Consider the following 16,565-nt stretch of genomic DNA (forward strand, 5'->3'; position numbering starts at 1 on the left):
AATATGGCTGACGACGAAGTTAAAGAAGAGGCTCCGAAAGGAAAAAGCAAACTGCTGATCATTATTATTGCAGTCGTTGTGTTACTTGGCGGTGGCGGTGGTGCAGCATTCTTTCTTATGGGCTCAAGTGAAGATGCTGCGGAAGGTGGCGCTGAAGCACAACAACAGGTTACACAAGAGCCTGCTGATCCGGTGCAATATGTAAGTATTCCGCAACCCTTTGTTTTTAATGTGACAGGGGATAAGCGAGATCGTTTAGTACAGATAAAAATTCAATTGATGGTTCGAGGTTCTGAGAATGATGAGCTCGCTCGTTATCATACGCCTCTTATAGAAAGCTCCTTGTTGTCGACTTTTGCGTCGGCGACGGTGGATCAATTGCGCAGTCCCACAGGGCGAATTGAACTGCGTGATAAGGCAACAGAAGATATACGTTCAGCGTTAAATAGAGCGGTAGGAAATCCCGTTATTGAACGGGTGTTGTTTACCGATTTCGTAATGCAATAGTAGGTGTAGAGTGACCGATTTATTAAGCCAAGACGAAATTGATGCACTGCTGCATGGTGTCGATTCTGTAGAGGAAGATGAGGAACAAGAAGCTGGTGCTCAGGAAAGCACGAGCAGTTCGTTTGACTTCTCGTCACAGGATCGCATTGTGCGCGGTCGTATGCCAACGCTGGAATTGATTAACGAGCGTTTTGCACGACACATGCGGGTGAGTTTGTTTAACATGCTCAGAAAACCAGCAGAGCTATCGATTAACGGCGTACAGATGATGAAGTTTGGTGAATACCAAAATACGCTCTACGTTCCGACAAGCTTAAATATGGTTCGACTTCGCCCTCTCAAAGGGACGGGCTTAGTGACTCTAGAAGCACGCTTAGTGTTTATCCTTGTAGAGAACTTTTTTGGCGGCGATGGCCGTTTTCACGCTCGTATCGAAGGGCGTGAATTTACACCTACAGAGAGACGTGTCGTTCAACTTCTGCTGAAAATTTTAATTTCAGACTATAAAGAAGCTTGGGCACCCGTGATGGGAACCGAACTCGAATACCTCGACTCGGAAGTAAACCCTGCTATGGCCAACATCGTGGGGCCCACCGAAGTGATTGTTGTGAGTTCATTTCATATTGAAGTGGATGGTGGTGGTGGAGATTTCCATGTCGTTCTTCCATATTCAATGATCGAACCGATTCGTGAATTGCTCGATGCGGGTGTCCAGTCCGATAAGATGGAAGCGGATGTTCGTTGGAGTTCTGCACTACGTGAAGAAATTATGGATGTACCGGTTAATTTTCGCATCGATCTTGCAGAAAAAGAACTGTCATTACGCGATCTTATGGAATTACAAACCGATGATATTATTCCGATAAATATGCCTGAGCATGCGTTGATGTATATTGAAGATTTACCCACATTTCGCGTTAAGTTAGGTCGTTCTAAAGATAAAGTCGCGGTGAAAGTATCAGAGAAAATTCAGCGCCCTGAAGTGGTCAAAAGTGATTTGTCGTTTTTAAGCGAAAATATCTTAACGGATCTTGAGAATGAAGATGCACCTGAAGAATAAACAATTTTTAATGGAAGTAGGTAAATAACTATGTCTGAATCTGAAGACCAAAAGCTAGCGGATGAATGGGCAGCAGCGCTGAGTGAAGATCCTAATGCCTCCTCAGACATCGATGTCGATGAAATCTTGGCTGCGCCATTAGATGAGTTGGAAGATACCTCTCCAGCCATCTCGCAAGATGAAATGCGTAAGCTAGATACCATCTTGGATATTCCTGTGACCATTTCAATGGAAGTGGGACGCTCAAAAATCAATATTCGTAATTTATTGCAACTTAACCAAGGTTCAGTCGTAGAGCTTGATCGTATTGCGGGAGAGTCACTGGATGTTCTCGTTAATGGAACACTTATCGCCCATGGTGAAGTGGTCGTGGTCAACGATAAGTTTGGTATTCGATTAACCGATGTCATTAGTCAAACTGAGCGTATTAAAAAACTCAGGTAATCAAAAACTAGGGTAACGTTCATGAAATGGATGATCATAGGGCTATTACCGCTACCGGCGATGGCAGCGTCTACAGCGCCACAATTTGATATTGCGGCAAGCTTTGGGGCGTTGATTTTAGTCATTGTCTTTATTTTGTTTTTGGCTTGGATGCTTAAAAAAATGCGCTTGCCAATGCTTGGTGCTCAAAGTGACTTGAGTGTTGTTCGTCAGTTGCCGGTTGGAACCAAAGAGAGAGTTATGGTAATCCAAGCCGGTGAAGAGCAATTTTTAGTCGGTGTGACGACGCAATCAATTCAACTAATTTCTAAGTTAGAGACACCTATTTCAACGACAAAAGAGAAAGGTGATGCGCCCAAGTCCTCTTTCGCCCAGCAACTGAATCAGGTGATTAAACGCCATGATAAGTAATCAGAGTTATTCGAATTTGTTTGGAAAGCATTGGCTTGAAGCTAACGTACTGGTCATAACTAAAGCATTAGTACTTATGCTCCTTCTTACGACAATGGTTATGGCCGCTGACGATCCAACGTCGGCTGTATCGGTTGTTGATAATGCAATTAGTCAATCAACCACCTCGACATCGAATACAGTGCTAGGTCTGGGGAATCAAGGCATTCCTGCTTTGACGATGACGACAAATCCGAATGGTGGGGAAGATTACTCCATTAATTTGCAGATTTTAGCTTTGATGACTGTGATGGGCTTCTTGCCTGCCATGGTGATTTTAATGACGTCGTTTACTCGAATCATTATCGTGATGTCTATTTTACGTCAAGCTATGGGATTACAGCAGACGCCTTCAAATCAAATTATCATCGGTATCTCACTTTTCCTTACTTTTTTTATCATGTCGCCAGTATTGAATGAAATAAACGATAAGTCGGTTCAACCTTACTTAAATGAACAAATCTCGGCTCGTGAGGCATTTGATACTGCTCAAGGGCCAATTAGAACTTTTATGCTTAAGCAAACACGAATGAAAGATCTAGAGAGCTTTGTGGAAATTGCAGGCGTTGAAGTGGATGACCCGAATAATGTTCCATTATCAATTTTAATTCCTTCATTTGTCACTTCTGAGCTAAAAACCGCCTTCCAAATTGGCTTTATGCTTTTCTTGCCATTTTTGGTTATCGATTTAGTTGTCGCATCGATATTGATGGCGATGGGTATGATGATGCTTTCGCCAATGATCGTGTCCTTACCTTTTAAATTGATGTTGTTTGTCTTGGTTGATGGGTGGAATTTGATTCTTTCGACACTGGCGGGCAGTTTTGCGCTTTAGGGGAGTATATCTATGACACCTGAAATGTTTGTTGAGCTGTTTCGAGATGCCTTATGGATCGTTTTAATAATGGTGTGTGCGGTTATCATTCCGAGTCTTCTAATCGGTTTGGTTGTAGCAATTTTTCAAGCGGCAACCTCGATAAACGAACAAACACTGAGTTTTCTTCCTCGTCTAATTGTTACCTTGTTGACTTTAATGGCCTTTGCGCATTGGATGTCTCAGATGCTAATGGACTTCTTTTTTTCTATGATTGAGCGTATGCCTCAAGTACTGTACTGACTGAGGCAGATATGGAGTATCCGACTCACATTATACTTGATTGGATGGCTAACTTCTTTTGGCCGTTTACGCGTATCTCAACAATGTTGATGGTGATGACGGTAACTGGTGCTCGTTTTGTCCCTACTCGTGTCAGGTTCTATCTTTCTCTCGTAATTACGTTCGCTGTCATGTCAGTTATTCCTCCAGTCCCGACCGATATAGAGCTCTTTTCCATCCAAGGTTATCTAACGACGTTTGAACAGCTGACCATTGGAATCGGCATTGGGATCGTGACTCAGTTTATTCTCCAAACGTTTGTGATGTTAGGGCAAATTATTGGTATGCAGTCGAGCTTAGGTTTTGCGTCGATGGTCGATCCTGCGAATGGTCAAAATACCCCCGTACTTGGTCAGTTTTTCATGTTTCTTGCGACGATGTTTTTTTTGGCAACAGATGGTCATTTAAAACTCATTCACATGGTGGTTTTTAGTTTCAAGACTTTGCCGATTGGCACTGGTGGGCTGCGTAGTGTGGATTATCGTGAATTAGCATTATGGTTTGGGACCATTTTTAAAGTTGCATTAACGTTATCACTATCCGGCATTATAGCCCTACTTACGGTTAACCTATCGTTTGGTGTTATGACTCGTGCTGCGCCTCAGTTAAATATATTCTCATTGGGTTTCGCGTTCGCACTTATGGTTGGCTTGTTATTGTGTTGGTATATTGTCAGTGGGTTGTACAGCCAGTATGAGCTTTATTGGCTTGAAGGCGAAGCGCAAATTTGCCGACTCATTCGAACGAGTTGCTAGGAGGCTGATATGGCAGAATCAGACGGTCAAGAACGCACCGAAGACGCCACCACCCGAAGGCAAGAGCAAGCTCGGGAGAAAGGGCAGGTTGCCCGTTCAAAAGAGCTTGCGTCGGTGTCGGTTTTAGTCATTGGTTCTGTTTCGCTTATGTGGTTTGGTGAGAGTTTAGCTAAAGCTTTGGCGGCAATTATGGCTAGAATGTTTAATCTGAGCCGGGCAGAGATTTATGACCATGGCCGATTGTTTGATATTACCTTGAATGGATTGGGTAATCTGATATTTCCTTTATTTCTAATTCTTATTATTTTGTTCTTGGCGGCGTTGATTGGAGCTGCTGGCGTGGGCGGTGTTCGTTTTTCTGCGGAAGCGGCGATGCCAAAAGCATCTAAGCTAAATCCACTGAGTGGCTTTAAGCGAATGTTTGGTATGCAAAGTTGGGTTGAACTACTGAAGTCTATACTGAAGGTGTCATTAGTCGCTGGAATGGCGATGTATCTGGTGAATGCTTCGAAAGTGGATCTGTTTCAATTATCGTTTGATGTTTTTCCGCAAAATATTTTTCACGCTCTCGATATTCTACTGAATTTCATATTCCTTATCAGTTGCTCATTGCTCATTGTCGTTGCCATTGATATCCCGTTTCAGATTTGGCAACACAGCAATCAATTAAAAATGACTAAGCAAGAAGTCAAAGACGAATATAAAGAAACCGAAGGTAAGCCGGAAGTAAAAGGGCGCATTCGGATGTTGCAACGAGAAGCTGCGCAACGTCGAATGATGGCGGATGTCCCCCAAGCCGATGTTATCGTCACCAACCCGGAGCACTTTTCGGTGGCATTGCGCTATAAACAAGAGTCAGATAAAGCCCCCATTGTCGTAGCTAAAGGTATTGATCATATGGCAATGAAGATTCGAGAAGTGGCTCGAGAACATGACATTGCTATTATCGCGGCTCCACCTTTAGCTCGGGCGCTGTATCATACAACCGAGCTAGAGCAAGAGATTCCCGATGGATTGTTTGTCGCGGTAGCGCAAGTACTCGCTTATGTATTCCAATTAAAACAATATCGTCGACGTGGCGGTCAGCGCCCTGTTCTTGATGAGGCAGCAATGAATATTCCGAGCGATATGAATTATTAATGTGATGAACGATTAACACTTTGAATAATTAACGCTCAGGAATTGAGAGTAAAACCAATAATGCTCCCGCGCCACCATATTCAAGAGGGGCTTGGTGATAAGCCATAACATCCGGGTGTTGAGCAAGCCATATAGGTACTTTTTGCTTCAGAATATGTTTACCAATACCATGTTGAACACAGGCACAAGCGACACTTTCTTTAACACAGTACGCCAGCATTGCTGCCAACTCTCTTTTGGCCTCTTTTTGCGTCATTCCATGCATATCCAAAAATACATCGGGAACATACACACCGCGGCGTAACCGTTTAAATTCAAACTTAGACACATCACTGCGAGCATAACGAGTAGGTCCATCGCTATTGAGTAGTGGGACGAATTCATCAGAGAAGTAGAAACCACTATTCGTCGCTTCTTTCTCAAATTTACGTTTTTCGGTTTGTTTGATGTTTCGGCTTGGCGGTTGGATTATGGTATCCTGTCGCAACTTTTTTACGCCTTGTACTGCATCTTTAAACAGAGAAAAATCATCGTCGTCTAAGTCGTTATCTTTATTGCTCATGGCTTAGGAATTCGTATTGATTGAAATAATGAGTCGTATTGTAGCGCTTTTTGGAGATAATTTTGGATAAGATTTTTGAGGAAGAGGCCGTTTCCGAACTGGTTACCCTTCAAGACATGATTCGTTGGACAATGAGTCGATTTAACGCTGCGCAGCTTTTTTATGGTCATGGAACCGATAATGCCTGGGATGAGGCGGTTCAACTGATTTTGCCGTCACTATACCTTCCGATTGATACCCCACCACATATGATGAACGCTCGCCTTACGACAAGTGAACGAGCCAAACTCGTTGAATTGGTCGTTCGCCGTATCAATGAGCGCACTCCCGTGGCTTATCTCACTAATAAAGCGTGGTTTTGTGGCTTAGAGTTTTTCATTGACGAACGAGTATTGGTGCCGAGATCACCAATCGGTGAACTGATTCAAGCAGAGTTCCAACCTTGGCTAGTAGAGGGACCGCAACGAATCCTAGATCTATGTACCGGAAGCGGCTGTATTGCTATTGCTTGCGCACACGCCTTTCCTGATGCAGAAGTCGATGCCGTCGATATTTCATCTGATGCCCTGCATGTGGCTGAAATCAATGTTCAGGAGCACGGTCTCGAGCATCAAGTATTCCCAATGCAGTCCGATGGATTTAAAGCGCTTGCACAAGATCACTATAACCTGATTGTGACCAACCCTCCTTATGTTGACCAAGAAGATATGGACTCGTTGCCTGTTGAGTTCGAACATGAGCCTGTTATTGGACTAGCCTCTGGGCCTGATGGATTGGATTTAGTACGCCGAATTTTAGCTAATGCGCCTAACTACCTCAGTGAAAAAGGAATATTGGTGTGTGAAGTGGGGAACTCGATGGTTCATATGATGGAACAATACCCAGACGTACCGTTTACATGGATAGAGTTTGAGAATGGTGGTCACGGCGTATTTATGATTACCAGAGATCAGTTGGTGGAATGCGCGGCGCTTTTCTCTGCGTATTTGGATTAACTTGTATCGACGATAGGTTCTCTTTTTTATAGATGAATCCTATTGGAAAAGTCCGGTGAGAGGCTTTACATCTCACCCCAATAACGCCACTATGTGGCCAAGAATTTTAGGGTAAACTTGAAGGCATACTTGAAGTGCTGGAACTAAGGTAGAGGATTTCATGGCAGGAAATAGTATCGGACAACACTTCCGAGTCACTACGTTCGGGGAAAGTCACGGCATTGCATTAGGCTGTGTGGTGGATGGATGTCCTCCAGATTTGGAAATTTCTGAGTCTGATTTGCAGGTAGATTTGGATCGTCGACGCCCCGGAACATCCCGTTATACGACTCAACGTCGTGAAGCGGATGAAGTGAAAATTCTTTCAGGTGTGTTTGAAGGAAAAACCACTGGTACGTCTATCGGTCTATTGATTGAGAATACCGATCAGCGTTCAAAAGATTATTCAGATATCAAAGATAAATTTCGTCCAGGTCATGCCGATTATACTTACCATCAGAAATATGGTGTGAGAGATTATCGTGGTGGTGGTCGTTCATCTGCTCGTGAAACCGCGATGCGAGTGGCGGCAGGCGCGATCGCTAAAAAGTATCTCAAAGATCAGTTTGGCGTAGAAATCAGAGCATACTTGGCTCAAATGGGTGATGTCTCTATCGATAAAGTCGATTGGGATGAAATCGAAAATAATGCATTTTTCTGTCCAGATGTCGACAAAGTTGACCAATTTGATCAGCTAATACGTGATCTTAAAAAAGATGGCGATTCTATTGGCGCAAAAATTCAAGTGGTTGCGACCAATGTCCCTGTTGGGCTTGGAGAGCCGGTGTTTGACCGAATTGATGCCGATATTGCCCATGCTTTAATGAGTATTAATGCGGTAAAAGGGGTTGAAATTGGCGATGGTTTTGGCGTCGTTGAACAACGAGGTAGCCAACACCGTGATGCTTTGTCACCGCAAGGATTTGAGTCTAATCATGCTGGTGGTATTTTGGGCGGTATTTCAACGGGGCAAGATATTGTCGCCAACATTGCGCTTAAGCCTACGTCATCGATTACGGTTCCAGGCGATACCATTGATAAATCTGGGCAAGCAACTCAGCTTATTACTAAAGGTCGTCATGATCCATGTGTCGGGATTCGAGCTGTTCCGATTGCTGAAGCGATGCTAGCCATTGTGGTTATGGATCACCTCTTGCGCCATCGTGGTCAAAACTACAATGTTGTGACGGAAACACCAAAAATTTAATTGGTTTGGACGCTCAAGTCGTAAGTTGCTATACAAAACCCTCCACCGAGGGTTTTATTTTGTTTGAGTAATGGCATGAAACATCAGTATCAAGACTTAATCACTCTATTTAATCGTACGTTTTCTCTTAGTTATAACACTCGGTTAGAACTTGGCAGTGATGAACCAATCTATCGCCCAGCGGATTCAGATTGCAATTACCATCGAATTATTTTTGCTCGAGGGTTTTATGCCTCTGCGCTTCATGAGGTAGCTCATTGGTGCGTTGCAGGTCCAGAGCGTCGTTTGCTGGAAGATTTTGGGTATTGGTATGAACCCGATGGACGAAACGAAGAAACCCAAGCTCGATTCGAGAAAGTGGAAATTCGTCCACAGGCTTATGAATGGATACTTTCCGTGAGTGCTGGTTTTCCATTTAATGTGAGTTGCGACAATTTAAATGGTGAATTTGAACCTAATCGAATGCAATTTATGCAGCTTGTTCATCAAGAGGTGATGAAGATATTTGAGCTGGGGATCCCTGAAAGAGTGGCGAGTCTATCGAACGTGCTTCGAGATTTTTATCAAACTCCTGAGTTAAAGCCAGAACTGTTTATCGTGAAATAACGAGAGTATTTATGATTATTGAATTTGAAGAAAAATTACTAGAATTGATCGATGCACGAATTGAAACGGCATCTGATGATGAATTATTCGCAGGTGGTTACTTGCGCGGTCATGTATCACTTTCTGCCGCTAGCTGCGAAGAAGAAGGTATTGATGATGTTGCTGAGCTAAAGCAACGGATTATTGCCAGTTTGGAGGAAGCTCGTTCTGAGTTATCTCCGGCTGATCGACTTATTGTGCAAGGCGTATGGGACGATCTGGTTGCGCAAGTTAAATAGTGCCGTCGGGATATGATATTCTCGATATAAGCTAGAATTTTAGTAAAACATCAAATTAACGAGGCCCTACTTAAGCGCCTCGTTTTTTATTGAAATGCTTACACTGCTTTTCCTTTGAGAAGCTTTCTGACCCACATGCGGCTTGGGTGAAGTTTTTCTAATATGTCGACAGGGAGTGGCAAAGGATCGTTACATATTATTGATGCGAGCAATTCGCCAAGTAGCGGTGCAGAGCTTAGTCCTCGCGAACCTAATCCTAAGAAGGCGTATAGGTTAGGGTAGTGATGAACTTCATCAATCGGTGACCCTTTAAAGCCGCTAGAAGCCTTATATTGATGTCGAATAATGTCCAACTCACCGATATTACCGACAAATGGAAGGTGATCCCGACTGACACAACGGACCCCTTGACGTGACAACCCATCTTCCACATTTACTCCTTTAGGCCAGTTTTGGTCGTTGACGCAGTTGATCAGTTTTTGTTTGTTTATCCGCTGAGCATCGGGATCGAAGTCATTGTTAAGCTGGCTCCGGTCGTAACTCGCACCAATGCAATGGTGGCCATTATTGGGGTTAATAGGTGTCATGTAGCCGTCATAGCAAAGCACGTTGTTCAGTTGTTTGAGGGCATCAGTGGTGGGAATATGGCTAACTTGGCCTTTTACTTTCCCGAGTGGTAGTTTGCTGCTTGGTGACAATTGATCGAATAAGTGACCATTAGCGATAACAACGGTTTGATGAGTGAAGCGCTGATCACCCGATGTTAATAACCAATGTTTTTCGCTATCGTCCCAGGTAATCTCATTAATTTCACAGTTAAAATGTGTGGTGAGCTTTTGATTCTGGGTTAACCTACTAATCAGCTGCTCAGTTAATTGTGCAGGGCAAAGCCAGCCACCTAATGGGTAGTGAATACTGGGGCTTGATACCGGGACACCTAACGACAAGCACGTTTGTCCTGACGTAAAACGTGTGACTAACTCAGAAGGAAATTGACCATCACCTAATCGTTGAAGCTTTCTCGTTGATTTTTCATCCCACATTAACTGCGTAACACCACACCAATCATGGTCGAACTTTAGTGATTGAGCGGCGTGATTAATAAATTGCCGAGAGTAAATAAAAGCAGAAGTAAAGAAGCGAGAAATGGCGTCATGCGAATGATTGATCAGTGGATAGATTGCCCCTTGACGATTTCCTGATGCGCCTTGAGCGGGTTGAGCATCTTTACAATAAAGGGTTACAGAGATACCTCTATCTGAGAGTGCTTTCGCTAAGCTGGCACTGGCAATACCTCCGCCGATAATCGCCACATCTTGAAGGTTAGAAACCGGAGGCATCGCATAGCAAGGTGAAATATTGGTATAAGGCGTTTTAACTTGCATTGAGCCTGCGAGCATGTCTCGTTTGGTGCCAAAGCCCTTTACTTTCTTCATTTCGAAACCAGCTTCGATTAAGCCACGTCGCACAAACCCAGCAGCAGTAAAGGTAGCGCAGCTGCATTGATACTTTGCTAGTTGTGCCATACCGTTGAAGAGCTCTTGGCTCCACATATCGGGATTTTTACTTGGTGCAAATCCATCGAGAAACCACGCGTCAATAATGCCCGTTTCAGGGGTTGGAACCTTAGGCATGCACTCTTTGATATCCCCAAACCAGAGATCGAGCGTTACCATTCCATCGGCAAGTACGATGCGATGGCACTCTGGAGCAGCAATAGGGTAGTGCTGTTGTAATTGCTCTGCATAGTGTGCCAATTCTGGCCAAGCTTGGTGCGCTTTAACTAGGTCTGACTTATTGAGTGGGAATTTTTCAAAACTTATAAAATGGAGTGATTGAAGTGGTGCGTCAGGGTGCTGTTGACGAAATTGCTCAAACCATTGCCATGTGGCCAAAAAATTAAGACCAGTGCCAAATCCGGTTTCACCGATCACAAAGCGTTTTTCATCGGTTTCAAGCCAACGCTGAGGAAGTTGATTTTGGCGTAGAAATACGTAGCGAGTCTCTTCTAGCCCATTGACATTAGAGAAATAAACATCGTCGAATTGTTCAGAGACAGGCGTTCCTGAGTCGTTCCAATCGAGGTGAGCATGAGTAATTTTGGTCATAATTCGCAAATCTTTATTGAAAAACACATTATTGTAACCGAATTGTACGAATTTCTTGGAAAGCTGACCACTTTTGTTATCCTTGTTCGTTATTATCTAGCTGAATGTTGATTTATAGGGATCTTATATGAAACGAGTCGTAATCACTGGTATGGGTATTGTTTCCAGTATCGGTAACAATGTCGAAGAAGTGCTAGCCTCTCTAAAAGCAGGTAAATCAGGTATTACTGCATCTGAACAGTTTAAAGAGCAGGGTTTACGCTCTCAGGTTTGGGGTGATTTGAAAATCAATCCAGCTGAGCACATCGATCGCAAACAAATGCGCTTTATGGGTGATGCGGCTGCGTATGCATACTTATCAATGGAAGAAGCGATTAAAGACGCAGGACTACCTGAAGAGATGGTATCCAACGATCGTACTGGTATTGTTGCTGGTTCGGGCGGAGCTTCTTCAGCGAACCAGGCACTTGCGGTTGATACTCTGCGTAATAAAGGCGTTAAGAGAATCGGTCCATATATGGTTCCACGTACCATGTCTTCTACGGTTTCAGCTTGTTTAGCGACACCATTTAAAATTCGTGGTGTTAACTACAGTATGAGTTCTGCGTGTGCAACTTCAGCTCACTGTATCGGTCATGCGGCTGAATTGATCCAACTAGGTAAACAAGACATTGTTTTCGCTGGTGGTGGTGAAGAGCTTGATTGGACATTAACAATGATGTTCGATGCAATGGGCGCATTATCGACTAAGTATAATGATACCCCTGAAAAAGCATCGCGTACCTACGATGCAGACCGTGATGGTTTCATCATTTCTGGTGGTGGCGGTATGGTTGTAGTTGAAGAGCTAGAACATGCACTTGCTCGTGGCGCGACTATCTATGGTGAAATCGTAGGTTATGGTGCGACATCAGATGGCTACGATATGGTAGCTCCTTCTGGTGAAGGTGCGGCACGTTGTATGAAGATGGCAATGCAAGATGTTGATTCTATCGACTACGTAAATACACACGGCACTTCAACTCCTGTTGGCGATGTGAAAGAACTTGGTGCGATTCAAGAAATTTTCGGCGGCAACAGCCCAGCAATTTCTGCAACTAAGGCTATGACTGGTCATGCGTTAGGTGCTGCTGGTGTTCATGAAGCTATTTACTCTACGCTAATGTTGCACCATGGTTTCATTGCGCCAAGCGTAAATATTGAAAACCTTGATGAAGCGGCAGCTGGTTTGGATATCGTAACGGAATACCGTGAGCAATCTCTAAACACCGTTATGTCGAATAGCTTTGGCTTTGGCGGAACCAATGCGACATTGGTTTTGAAAAAATACCAAGCTTAATTAATAACCTTAGGTGACCTAGAGTCACTAAAGTGTTAGGTTATGCCCCAAAGTACCCGGCTCGAGTAGCCGGGTACTTTCATTAAGACGATTTGTTTCTCTTTCCTATTCTTACTAAAGCTAATATCACGCGCCAATGAAAATCTTAATTGATGAAAATATGCCTTATGCTGAAACGCTTTTCAGTCAATTGGGCGAAGTAATACTGAAACCTGGCCGAACATTAACGGCTGATGATTTAGTTGATGTCGATGCATTAATGATTCGCTCGGTGACCAAAGTGAATGCCGCATTGCTTGAAAAAGCCAATAAATTAAAGTTTGTTGGTACTGCCACAGCTGGAATGGATCATGTCGACCAGAATCTATTGACCTCAAAAGGCATTTTTTTTACTGCTGCGCCGGGATGTAATAAGGTCGGAGTTGCCGAGTACATTGTCAGCTCGCTAATGATTTTGGCACAACAGCAGGGTTTCTCGGTTTTCGATAAAACCGTTGGGATCATCGGTGCTGGACAGGTAGGCAGCTATCTTGCGCAATGCCTAGATGGGATCGGCATTAAAGTCCTGCTCAACGATCCTCCCAAACAAGCCACGGGTGATAGTCGAGAGTTTACACCCCTTCAAGCATTGTTAGAACAAGCAGATGTTGTCACTGTTCATACACCGCTAGTTGATTCTGGTGAGTGGCCCACAAAACATTTAATTGATCAGGCGGTTCTTGATCAGTTTAGACCTGATCAAATCTTGATTAATGCCGCGCGTGGCCCAATTGTTGATAATCAAGCTTTAAAGCAACGTTTGCAGAAGCAAGATGGTTTTACTGCCGTCCTAGATGTGTTTGAGTTTGAACCAGAAGTGGATTTTGAGCTACTACCACTGCTTGCGTTTGCGACACCTCATATTGCCGGATATGGCCTAGAGGGAAAAGCTCGTGGAACAACGATGATCTTTAATCGTTATTGTCAGTTCTTAGGTCAAGAGCTACGAGCAAACCCAAAACACCTGCTTCCGATTGCCCCGGTGCCAAAAATGGTGTTATCAAGACGGTGGAATGAGCAATCACTCTATAATTTAATTCAAATGATTTATGATGTCCGAGTTGATGATGCAGTATTTAGACGAGAAATCGTTAAGCCAGGTGCATTTGATGCGATGCGTAAATCTTATTGGGATCGCCGTGAATATAGTGCGATTACCTTAGTGGGTGATGATCAATGTCATTTATCGCCACTAGAAAAACTCGGTTTTCAAATAGAGGTTAAGTCATGAGCCAAGAATTTAATATTGCATTGTTAGGTGCGTCAGAGCCTGTCGGTGAAGCGATTATCGATATGCTTCAGGAACGTGAATTTCCGATGGGAGACTTAATCCTATTAGCAAGCGAACCGAATGAAGAAAAGTCATATCGTGTTGATGGTAAGTCTCTTTATATTCAAGAAGTGGCGGATTTCGATTGGTCGCAAGTTCATTTGGCTTTCTTTTGCGAAAGCTCAGAGTCTTCAGAACAATGGGCTTCAGTAGCGGCAGACGAAGGTGTTATCGTCATCGACAGCACAGAGCGTTATCGTTATGACTATGATGTTCCGCTTGTTATCCCTGAGGTTAATCCAGAAGCGATTTCAGAATTTCGTAATCGAAATGTTATCGCGAGTCCATCTGCAACAACGGTTCAACTGTTAGTTGCGCTAAAGCCTATTCATGATGCTTTCGGTGTCGAAAGAGTGAATGTGAGCACTTATCAGTCGGTTTCTGCTGCCGGAAAAGCGGGAGTCGATGAATTAGCGGGGCAAACAGCTCGTCTATTAAATGGTTTACCACCGGAGTCAGACCATTTTAGCCAGACCATTGCTTTTAATTGCCTTCCACAAGTGGACCAATTAACTGAAAATGGATATACACGAGAAGAAATGGCCTTGGTCTTAGAAACTCAGAAAGTGTTTAATGATCCTTCCATTGCGGTCAATCCGACGTGTGTCATTGTACCTGTTTTTTATGGTCATGCAGCGACGGTACACCTTGAAACGCGTACACCAGTGGATGTATCTCAAGTTACTGAGTTGTTAGAGCAGGCTCCAAGTATTCAAGTATTTAACGGACATGATTTTCCAACAACAGTACGTGATGCAACGGGTAAAGATGAGGTCATGGTAGGGCGTATCCGCAATGATATTAGCCACCATAGTGGAATAAACTTTTGGGTTGTTGCTGATAATGTCCGTAAAGGATCTGCAATCAATGCAATCCAGATCGCTCAATTGCTTATTGATGAGTATCTATAATTTGTAGAATGATTAAGCCGATATTAGATTGAGCTAACAGAAAAACGCCAGTCAGTGACTGGCGTTTTTTATATTCTATTTAGTTTAATATTACTAAGTAACGTAAATTAACTAGCGAGCTTTATGTGCGTTAGGGTCGTTTTTACAGGCCCCGTCAATGCATCGACCGTATAGGTATAAACTATGGTTAGTCAGAGATACATTGTATTTCTCTGCGATTTCTTTTTGACGCTGTTCAATCACATCATCAGAAAACTCAATTACTTCACCGCAGTCTAAGCATACAAGATGATCATGGTGGTGCTGTGTAGAAAGTTCGAATACGGACTTCCCACCTTCGAAATGGTGACGAGTTACAATTCCAGCATCATCAAATTGATTGAGTACGCGATAAACTGTAGCAAGTCCGATCTCTTCATCTAAATCGATTAATTTCTTATATAGCTCTTCAGCACTGATGTGTTGGCACTCTGGTTGCTGTAACACTTCTAAAATTTTAAGTCGAGGTAACGTAACCTTTAGACCTGCATCTTTAAGTGCTTGATTGTTATCAGACATAGACTTTCCTGTTAATGTTCTGCAGATGTGCAACGAAAATATACCGCCCATTATAGGTTAGTATATGCTAATAATAAACCACTAACTGTAAAAGGATATTTCAAAAAATTCCGTTATGTTACATGATTAGTGTTTGGGAGTTATTGTATCGTTGAAATCGATAACTTATTGATAATAAAGCCTTCAATACGTTGAAGGCATAGTATCGATAGTTTGTCGCTTAGCCCGCGAGTTCTGCTAAACACATTTCATCGTAAATTTGTTTGACCCATTTATTTACGCGCTCTTCTGTTAGTTCAGGCTGACGGTCTTCATCGATACATAGACCAACGAAATTATCGTCATCAACTAAAGCTTTAGAGGCTTCAAACTCATACCCTTCCACTGGCCAGTAGCCTAAGATGGTTGCGCCACGAGCTTCAACGATGTCACGGAGAGTCCCCATAGCATCACAGAAATATTCAGCATAATCTTCTTGATCACCACAGCCGAACATTGCTACAAGCTTACCTGAGAAATCGATAGCTTCTAGCTCAGGGAAAAAGTCATCCCAATCGCATTGAGCTTCACCGTAATACCAAGTAGGAATACCAAATAAAAGAAGATCAAAGTTATCAATGTCTGCTTTGCTGCTTTTAGCGATATCTTGAACTTGAACTAGTTTTGATCCTAGCTGTTTTTCAATCATCTTCGCTACAGCTTCTGTATTACCAGTATCACTGCCAAAAAAGATACCTACACTTGCCATATATCTGTTACCTTTTATAGTCTTGATTTGTAGAATGAATTTACCCTAAACCAGTGCCTTCCCAGCTTAGTTGAATTAAGCCTTTAGCTATAAAACCCGCACAGCCCAAAAATAGAACACCCCATACAATGCGGCGTCCAAATACAGGAACATTACCTTGTTTTAGTACATCTTTGATTGCCATTCCGATAAAGAAAAATATTGCAGCAAAAAGTATGTCTAGACCGATAGATTCTAGTTGGTTCATATAGTCGTAAAGCATAGTGAGTCTTTCATCCCAAAATGATTGCGCGAACTATACCATTGTTACTAGGCAAAGTTAATTGGTGAAAA

At 43.1% G+C, this 16,565-nt stretch carries 20 protein-coding genes; 15 read left to right on the forward strand and 5 right to left on the reverse strand.

Annotation, left to right across the window (positions count from 1 at the left end; all coding sequences use genetic code 11):
- Nucleotides 1-3 precede the first annotated feature (3 nt).
- The 8 genes from fliL to flhB are packed head-to-tail and all read left to right on the forward strand — an operon-like array spanning nt 4 to nt 5,512.
- Nucleotides 4-507, forward strand: coding sequence for a flagellar basal body-associated protein FliL (fliL, locus tag ACWU4D_RS07810; protein ID WP_456050847.1), 504 nt, complete (start codon nt 4-6; stop codon nt 505-507).
- 10 nt (nt 508-517) lie between these two features.
- Nucleotides 518-1,567 carry a flagellar motor switch protein FliM gene (fliM, locus tag ACWU4D_RS07815; protein ID WP_456050848.1) on the forward strand — a complete coding sequence of 350 codons (1,050 nt, stop codon included), beginning with the start codon at nt 518-520 and terminating at the stop codon, nt 1,565-1,567.
- Between the two features lie 30 nt (nt 1,568-1,597).
- Entirely contained in the window at nt 1,598-2,011 is a 414-nt protein-coding gene (gene fliN / locus ACWU4D_RS07820) for a flagellar motor switch protein FliN (protein WP_456050849.1), read from the forward strand.
- 21 nt (nt 2,012-2,032) lie between these two features.
- Nucleotides 2,033-2,422 (forward strand): flagellar biosynthetic protein FliO, encoded by a 390-nt coding sequence (gene fliO, locus ACWU4D_RS07825; RefSeq protein WP_456050850.1) that lies wholly within the window; start codon nt 2,033-2,035, stop codon nt 2,420-2,422.
- The gene (gene fliP, locus ACWU4D_RS07830; RefSeq protein ID WP_456050851.1) at nt 2,412-3,296 is read left to right on the forward strand and encodes a flagellar type III secretion system pore protein FliP; all 885 of its coding nucleotides are present in this window, start codon (nt 2,412-2,414) and stop codon (nt 3,294-3,296) included. Before fliO ends, fliP begins: the two co-directional genes overlap by 11 nt.
- A gap of 12 nt (nt 3,297-3,308) precedes the next feature.
- Complete coding sequence (fliQ, locus tag ACWU4D_RS07835; RefSeq protein WP_456050852.1) at nt 3,309-3,578, forward strand: flagellar biosynthesis protein FliQ; 270 nt, start codon at nt 3,309-3,311, stop codon at nt 3,576-3,578.
- Between the two features lie 11 nt (nt 3,579-3,589).
- The gene (fliR, locus tag ACWU4D_RS07840; protein WP_456050853.1) at nt 3,590-4,372 is read left to right on the forward strand and encodes a flagellar biosynthetic protein FliR; all 783 of its coding nucleotides are present in this window, start codon (nt 3,590-3,592) and stop codon (nt 4,370-4,372) included.
- A gap of 9 nt (nt 4,373-4,381) precedes the next feature.
- Nucleotides 4,382-5,512, forward strand: a complete 1,131-nt coding sequence (gene flhB / locus ACWU4D_RS07845; protein ID WP_456050854.1) for a flagellar biosynthesis protein FlhB — start codon at nt 4,382-4,384, stop codon at nt 5,510-5,512.
- A gap of 28 nt (nt 5,513-5,540) precedes the next feature.
- On the opposite strand, the gene smrB is transcribed toward flhB, so the two are convergent.
- Nucleotides 5,541-6,074, reverse strand: a complete 534-nt coding sequence (gene smrB / locus ACWU4D_RS07850) for an endonuclease SmrB (RefSeq protein WP_456050855.1) — start codon at nt 6,072-6,074, stop codon at nt 5,541-5,543.
- A gap of 62 nt (nt 6,075-6,136) precedes the next feature.
- Here smrB and prmB point away from each other — a divergent pair, with 62 nt between their 5' ends.
- The 4 genes from prmB to ACWU4D_RS07870 all read left to right on the forward strand — a co-directional run bounded on the left by prmB (nt 6,137) and on the right by ACWU4D_RS07870 (nt 9,199).
- On the forward strand, nt 6,137-7,069 hold the full coding sequence (prmB, locus tag ACWU4D_RS07855; protein WP_456050856.1) for a 50S ribosomal protein L3 N(5)-glutamine methyltransferase: 933 nt from the start codon (nt 6,137-6,139) through the stop codon (nt 7,067-7,069).
- 160 nt (nt 7,070-7,229) lie between these two features.
- Nucleotides 7,230-8,315 (forward strand): chorismate synthase, encoded by a 1,086-nt coding sequence (gene aroC / locus ACWU4D_RS07860; protein WP_456050857.1) that lies wholly within the window; start codon nt 7,230-7,232, stop codon nt 8,313-8,315.
- Nucleotides 8,316-8,390: 75 nt separating this feature from the next.
- On the forward strand, nt 8,391-8,921 hold the full coding sequence (locus ACWU4D_RS07865; protein ID WP_456050858.1) for an elongation factor P hydroxylase: 531 nt from the start codon (nt 8,391-8,393) through the stop codon (nt 8,919-8,921).
- Nucleotides 8,922-8,932: 11 nt separating this feature from the next.
- Entirely contained in the window at nt 8,933-9,199 is a 267-nt protein-coding gene (locus tag ACWU4D_RS07870; protein WP_456050859.1) for a YfcL family protein, read from the forward strand.
- Nucleotides 9,200-9,297: 98 nt separating this feature from the next.
- Here the strand turns inward: ACWU4D_RS07870 and mnmC are convergent, their stop codons facing one another.
- Complete coding sequence (gene mnmC / locus ACWU4D_RS07875) at nt 9,298-11,307, reverse strand: bifunctional tRNA (5-methylaminomethyl-2-thiouridine)(34)-methyltransferase MnmD/FAD-dependent 5-carboxymethylaminomethyl-2-thiouridine(34) oxidoreductase MnmC (protein WP_456050860.1); 2,010 nt, start codon at nt 11,305-11,307, stop codon at nt 9,298-9,300.
- Between the two features lie 127 nt (nt 11,308-11,434).
- Between mnmC and fabB the strand changes: the two genes are divergently transcribed.
- The 3 genes from fabB (at nt 11,435) to ACWU4D_RS07890 (ending at nt 14,926) form a co-directional block, all read left to right on the forward strand.
- A complete protein-coding gene (fabB, locus tag ACWU4D_RS07880; protein WP_456050861.1) occupies nt 11,435-12,646 on the forward strand; it encodes a beta-ketoacyl-ACP synthase I in 1,212 nt (403 codons plus the stop codon).
- Between the two features lie 136 nt (nt 12,647-12,782).
- Nucleotides 12,783-13,916, forward strand: a complete 1,134-nt coding sequence (locus ACWU4D_RS07885; RefSeq protein ID WP_456050862.1) for a 4-phosphoerythronate dehydrogenase — start codon at nt 12,783-12,785, stop codon at nt 13,914-13,916.
- Nucleotides 13,913-14,926 carry an aspartate-semialdehyde dehydrogenase gene (locus ACWU4D_RS07890; protein WP_456050863.1) on the forward strand — a complete coding sequence of 338 codons (1,014 nt, stop codon included), beginning with the start codon at nt 13,913-13,915 and terminating at the stop codon, nt 14,924-14,926. Before ACWU4D_RS07885 ends, ACWU4D_RS07890 begins: the two co-directional genes overlap by 4 nt.
- Before the next feature lie 111 nt (nt 14,927-15,037).
- Here the strand turns inward: ACWU4D_RS07890 and fcrX are convergent, their stop codons facing one another.
- From fcrX to ACWU4D_RS07905, 3 genes are all read right to left on the reverse strand, one after another.
- Complete coding sequence (gene fcrX / locus ACWU4D_RS07895; RefSeq protein WP_456050864.1) at nt 15,038-15,484, reverse strand: ferric iron uptake transcriptional regulator FcrX; 447 nt, start codon at nt 15,482-15,484, stop codon at nt 15,038-15,040.
- Nucleotides 15,485-15,704: 220 nt separating this feature from the next.
- Complete coding sequence (fldA, locus tag ACWU4D_RS07900) at nt 15,705-16,232, reverse strand: flavodoxin FldA (RefSeq protein WP_456050865.1); 528 nt, start codon at nt 16,230-16,232, stop codon at nt 15,705-15,707.
- Between the two features lie 40 nt (nt 16,233-16,272).
- Complete coding sequence (locus ACWU4D_RS07905; RefSeq protein WP_456050866.1) at nt 16,273-16,494, reverse strand: DUF2788 domain-containing protein; 222 nt, start codon at nt 16,492-16,494, stop codon at nt 16,273-16,275.
- Nucleotides 16,495-16,565: the final 71 nt, after the last annotated feature.

This window comes from Vibrio phycocola (genome assembly GCF_053850235.1).

Coding starts and splice junctions, on each gene's coding strand:
- fliL (WP_456050847.1), top strand. CDS start 4: ATGGCTGACGACGAAGTTAAAGAAGAGGCTCCGAAAGGAAAAAGCAAA.
- fliN (WP_456050849.1), top strand. CDS start 1,598: ATGTCTGAATCTGAAGACCAAAAGCTAGCGGATGAATGGGCAGCAGCG.
- fliO (WP_456050850.1), top strand. CDS start 2,033: ATGAAATGGATGATCATAGGGCTATTACCGCTACCGGCGATGGCAGCG.
- fliP (WP_456050851.1), top strand. CDS start 2,412: ATGATAAGTAATCAGAGTTATTCGAATTTGTTTGGAAAGCATTGGCTT.
- fliQ (WP_456050852.1), top strand. CDS start 3,309: ATGACACCTGAAATGTTTGTTGAGCTGTTTCGAGATGCCTTATGGATC.
- fliR (WP_456050853.1), top strand. CDS start 3,590: ATGGAGTATCCGACTCACATTATACTTGATTGGATGGCTAACTTCTTT.
- flhB (WP_456050854.1), top strand. CDS start 4,382: ATGGCAGAATCAGACGGTCAAGAACGCACCGAAGACGCCACCACCCGA.
- smrB (WP_456050855.1), bottom strand. CDS start 6,074: ATGAGCAATAAAGATAACGACTTAGACGACGATGATTTTTCTCTGTTT.
- aroC (WP_456050857.1), top strand. CDS start 7,230: ATGGCAGGAAATAGTATCGGACAACACTTCCGAGTCACTACGTTCGGG.
- ACWU4D_RS07865 (WP_456050858.1), top strand. CDS start 8,391: ATGAAACATCAGTATCAAGACTTAATCACTCTATTTAATCGTACGTTT.
- ACWU4D_RS07870 (WP_456050859.1), top strand. CDS start 8,933: ATGATTATTGAATTTGAAGAAAAATTACTAGAATTGATCGATGCACGA.
- mnmC (WP_456050860.1), bottom strand. CDS start 11,307: ATGACCAAAATTACTCATGCTCACCTCGATTGGAACGACTCAGGAACG.
- fabB (WP_456050861.1), top strand. CDS start 11,435: ATGAAACGAGTCGTAATCACTGGTATGGGTATTGTTTCCAGTATCGGT.
- ACWU4D_RS07885 (WP_456050862.1), top strand. CDS start 12,783: ATGAAAATCTTAATTGATGAAAATATGCCTTATGCTGAAACGCTTTTC.
- ACWU4D_RS07890 (WP_456050863.1), top strand. CDS start 13,913: ATGAGCCAAGAATTTAATATTGCATTGTTAGGTGCGTCAGAGCCTGTC.
- fcrX (WP_456050864.1), bottom strand. CDS start 15,484: ATGTCTGATAACAATCAAGCACTTAAAGATGCAGGTCTAAAGGTTACG.
- fldA (WP_456050865.1), bottom strand. CDS start 16,232: ATGGCAAGTGTAGGTATCTTTTTTGGCAGTGATACTGGTAATACAGAA.
- ACWU4D_RS07905 (WP_456050866.1), bottom strand. CDS start 16,494: ATGCTTTACGACTATATGAACCAACTAGAATCTATCGGTCTAGACATA.